At 49.0% G+C, this 3,817-nt stretch carries 4 protein-coding genes and 1 tRNA gene; 1 reads left to right on the top strand and 4 read right to left on the bottom strand.

Annotated elements, in window-relative coordinates; all coding sequences use genetic code 11:
* Positions 1 to 191: 191 nt before the first annotated feature.
* The 3 genes from QCH34_RS08470 to QCH34_RS08460 all read right to left on the bottom strand — a co-directional run bounded on the left by QCH34_RS08470 (position 192) and on the right by QCH34_RS08460 (position 2,439).
* Positions 192 to 674 (bottom strand): hypothetical protein, encoded by a 483-nt coding sequence (locus QCH34_RS08470; RefSeq protein WP_300332829.1) that lies wholly within the window; start codon positions 672 to 674, stop codon positions 192 to 194.
* A gap of 81 nt (positions 675 to 755) precedes the next feature.
* The gene (locus QCH34_RS08465; RefSeq protein WP_300332826.1) at positions 756 to 1,805 is read right to left on the bottom strand and encodes a hypothetical protein; all 1,050 of its coding nucleotides are present in this window, start codon (positions 1,803 to 1,805) and stop codon (positions 756 to 758) included.
* Positions 1,806 to 2,232: 427 nt separating this feature from the next.
* Positions 2,233 to 2,439, bottom strand: a complete 207-nt coding sequence (locus tag QCH34_RS08460; protein ID WP_300332823.1) for a type II toxin-antitoxin system HicB family antitoxin — start codon at positions 2,437 to 2,439, stop codon at positions 2,233 to 2,235.
* A gap of 141 nt (positions 2,440 to 2,580) precedes the next feature.
* Between QCH34_RS08460 and rsgA the strand changes: the two genes are divergently transcribed.
* Positions 2,581 to 3,675 carry a ribosome small subunit-dependent GTPase A gene (rsgA, locus tag QCH34_RS08455; protein WP_300332821.1) on the top strand — a complete coding sequence of 365 codons (1,095 nt, stop codon included), beginning with the start codon at positions 2,581 to 2,583 and terminating at the stop codon, positions 3,673 to 3,675.
* A gap of 17 nt (positions 3,676 to 3,692) precedes the next feature.
* Here rsgA and QCH34_RS08450 read toward each other — a convergent pair.
* Positions 3,693 to 3,777 (bottom strand) — tRNA-Leu (locus QCH34_RS08450).
* Positions 3,778 to 3,817 lie beyond the last annotated feature (40 nt).

Below are 3,817 nucleotides of genomic sequence, written 5' to 3'. Positions count from 1 at the left end.
TCTTCGTCCTGCTTGGGGCGGTCACACTTTTGGCACTCGCCCTTGAGATCGCCGGTTTGACGCTAGGGCTTGGGCATGGAGGCATGGAACGGATGATCGCATATCCGATCATTATCTGGGAGATTGTGTTTGCCGGGTGGCTTGCGGGGAAAGCAGAAGAAATCGTGTGACTGGTCAGAAAAAGAAGGATGCTATTTCCTTACACAGACCTCGTTATCCAGGAAACGCGGCTCTCCTCCCTGCACCGGATAATACCCTGCCCGGATGCAGAACTGATCACCGGTGAGTATATCTATGATCGTAAACGTCGCCTGATACCTGCCATCCGATACCCTGACTTCACGTGTTGTAACCGTTCCTGTTTCGGTGATGGTGATCACCCGTCCATCCGGCATGATTGTCGGCTCATCCGGAATGGTTATGGGGAGGAAGTTATCTTTCATCTCAACAACCACAATCGATCCATCCGCAAGATCGGTGGTGCCCCTGACGATCAGATCTGCCTGCACCACTCCGGGAGCATAGTTGAAGGTGACCTCATGGGTGAGGACCGGGTCAGGCCCGGCTATCATTCCGGGTGTCTGGGGAGACTCTTTTTCATCTGAACATCCGGCAGCACAGACCAGTGCAATGATGATGACTCCTGCAAGGAAACTGGCAACCTCTCTCTTCATGGTGTACCAGATCTGCAATTGGAAATGATAAGAATTGCTGTTGATGAAAAGGATCTGGATTTGGGGAAATGTGTTTTCTCCCTATTCTCCCCAAACTTTTCTATCCGAATATTCACTTATCCTCGCCTGCACCCATGCCCTTGCGGGACTTGCGATGAACGGGGCAATGAAGAGGACGACAATACCGGCTGTGCCAAACCACCACTGGGGAACCTCCGGGTACGAGGTGATCCGAAGGCCGATATAGAAGAGGAAAATGATGAATGAGACGACTGCTCCGGAGATGTACTGCAGTGTCCGGGCGTCCGGGGTCATGATGGCGAAATACTCCGGCAGTTTGTATACATACAGATAATACAGGCCGATGAGTCCGAGGATTGTGCCGGTGATAAAGATCGGCCAGGGTGAGATGCCGAGCCCGTGATTGATGTTCCCGAAATCATCATGGGTCATGAAGGAGCGGGTGAGAACATACTCAAAGATCATGATGAAAGTGATTACTGAAGTCCAGAAGATGGTGTGGTATGCCCATCGGTGTTCTTTCACCCATTTGACGGCCATCAGTCCTGCGGTTACAAAGAAGAGGGCGATGTTTGAGAAGGGGCCTGCAAATGCAATTGCCGCTGCCGTAGACCCTCGTCCGGCATTGAAAAGGACTCCATAATCGACATTCTCATCCCACCCGCTCCCGATCAGATCACCATAGATGATATTCAGGGGATCAGCTTTTACTCCGAGAAGCCATGCAAGGGTGCTGTGGGAGAACTCATGCATCATGAGCACGAGAATGTGAAGGATGAAGAACGAGATGACCAGAACAGAGATGAAGACGATCACCTTTGAATATCGGGATCTGCGGGGCAGCCGGTCAAAGGCATCTGATTCTCTTTGGATTGCTGTCTGGGATGCTTTATGTGCTGTTTTACCTTTTACCTCTCTCTTTGCTGCAACCCATCTGTCTATTGCCGGGAGTATTACCCCGCAATAGAATACAAAGACGACAAGTGCTGCGAAGAGGATTGCCGATGTCTCCAAAAACTCAACAAAGGTGCCAAAGAGCAGAAACATTGCAATTCCTACGATGACCAGTGTGGCAGCATTCCTGATATACATAGAAATCGTCCCGTTCATACTCCACCTCGTATAATAAACTGTTATCTGAAACTACTCTGATAGGTGGCTGACGTGTAATAAAGGCGTGGGATATGTGTTGTAATTCAGCCAGCCGACTATTCTGCCAATCTTGTCACTCTGTACACGGTGTTTATGAGGAGAATTATGAATGCCAGGATCGCAAACACCGAAATATAGAATCCAATCCCTGTCGCTCCCATAGCAATGCTGTAGGTATTCACCAGAATTACAATGATACTGCCTGCGATTATGATGAGATCGGTTTTTTTGAAGTCCATATGCAGTATTGTATCCGTGGGATAATACTTTGCCTCAGATTAGGGTCAAAGTATAGATGCCGCTGTTCGTCAGGTAGGGGGATCAGATTCAAAAGATGAGATATAAGAGAACCGCCCGCCGGAAATGACCGGGAGGCGAGGTGAATTCAGAGTGTCACTTCCACAACCTGGGAGCTTTGTGTTCGAAGAAGGTCTTCATTATGAACCTCAACACAGGCAACAATGGCATCTTTTATATTATCGTGAGCCTCTTCAACCGTTTCACCTTGTGAATGACATCCGGGTATTGCCGGGCATTTGACATTATAGCCTCCATCTTCCGGATCTTCCCGAACAACTACTTGAAATTTCATTTTCGCCCTCTAATTGAATTAAGGAGCAATTATGGATTTTTTGAGTATTAGTTATTGTGCTGTTGCATTCAGCCTCAAAGTACAACCACAAAGCACATTGCGCTTCTCAATCAATGCATTTGAAAGATTACAGGTTATACTATGAGTATCTCTCCTTCCTCATGCAATCCTTCCCATATCCATTCGCTTGAAGAGATCGGCTGGAATGAAGAGCTCGATAGAGCATTTTCAAAGTACAATGGCCCATATCTTCCAGGCCGCGTAGCCTGCCGGCAGAAAACGGTATTTAATCTGCTTATTAAAGATGGACAGGTCACCGCCGGATTATCCGGAGCTATGCGTAAGCTTGGCCGCTATCCAGCTGTTGGCGATTTCGTTGTTCTGTTCAGCCAGCCCGAGGCTGGAACTCTGACAATCGTTGATATCCTCCCGCAGAAGAACCGGTTTTCAAGAGGGACTTCAGGGCGGGAGAGCTCCGATCAGGTCATTGCTGCAAATATTGACTATGTGTTCATCATGACAGCAGCAGGCCACGATTTTAATCTCCGCCGGATAGAACGCTATCTGGTGATCGCACATGCATCCGGTGTCTGTCCGGTTGTTGTGCTGAATAAAACCGATCTTGCTGATGATCCGGCAATCCTGATTGATGAGATCCATTCAATCACTTCAGATATTCCGGTTATCCCGATCAGTGCGGTGAGCGGGGAGGGAGTTGAAGGGCTTGATCCATACCTTTTGCCGGGGAAAACGATCACGCTCATCGGATCATCCGGCGTAGGAAAATCAACACTTATTAATCGCCTCCTGGAAAATCTGGTTCAGGAGACCTCGCATATCAGGGAAAATGATGGAAGAGGCCGCCATACTACGACAGTCCGCCAGCTTTTCATCCTGAAGAGCGGTGCACTCATGATTGACAACCCTGGCCTGCGGGAGGTTGGTATCGGCTGTGCATCTGAAGGTATCGCGGATACCTTTCCGGATATTCTCGAACTGGCAGAAGAATGCAGGTTCTCAGACTGCCAGCATGAAGAGGAGCCGGGCTGTGCGGTGAAGGCAGCAGTACAAAACGGACTCCTCCCGGCATCACGCCTTGAGAGCTATCAACGCCTGATGCGGGAACTTGCATTCGAACAGGAGAAGGCGGAGATCGGGCTAGTGCAATATGAGAGGAAACGGTGGAAAGGCATAGCCAAATTCGCAAAAGATATTCAGAAGAGTAAGGAGAGGTAAGCGCTCGAAAATGTAAATGCGAGGGACCGGATTCGAACCGGCGAACCCCTACGAGAATAGGCCCTGAACCTATCGCCTTTGACCTGGCTCGGCAACCCTCGCACTGTTTGACCTAATAACATATGCTACACCCCTTAAAAAC

Origin of the sequence: Methanocalculus sp., from assembly GCF_029762515.1 — an archaeon.
In the GTDB taxonomy this organism is placed as follows: Archaea; Halobacteriota; Methanomicrobia; order Methanomicrobiales; family Methanocorpusculaceae; genus Methanocalculus.
Note: the sequence above shows the minus strand (reverse complement) of the source record. Positions and strands in the feature narration are given on the sequence as shown.

Bases quoted from the DNA above. Each gene is read 5' to 3' on its own strand.
- QCH34_RS08460 (WP_300332823.1), bottom strand. From the start codon at position 2,439: ATGAAATTTCAAGTAGTTGTTCGGGAAGATCCGGAAGATGGAGGCTAT.
- QCH34_RS08470 (WP_300332829.1), bottom strand. From the start codon at position 674: ATGAAGAGAGAGGTTGCCAGTTTCCTTGCAGGAGTCATCATCATTGCA.
- rsgA (WP_300332821.1), top strand. From the start codon at position 2,581: ATGAGTATCTCTCCTTCCTCATGCAATCCTTCCCATATCCATTCGCTT.
- QCH34_RS08465 (WP_300332826.1), bottom strand. From the start codon at position 1,805: ATGAACGGGACGATTTCTATGTATATCAGGAATGCTGCCACACTGGTC.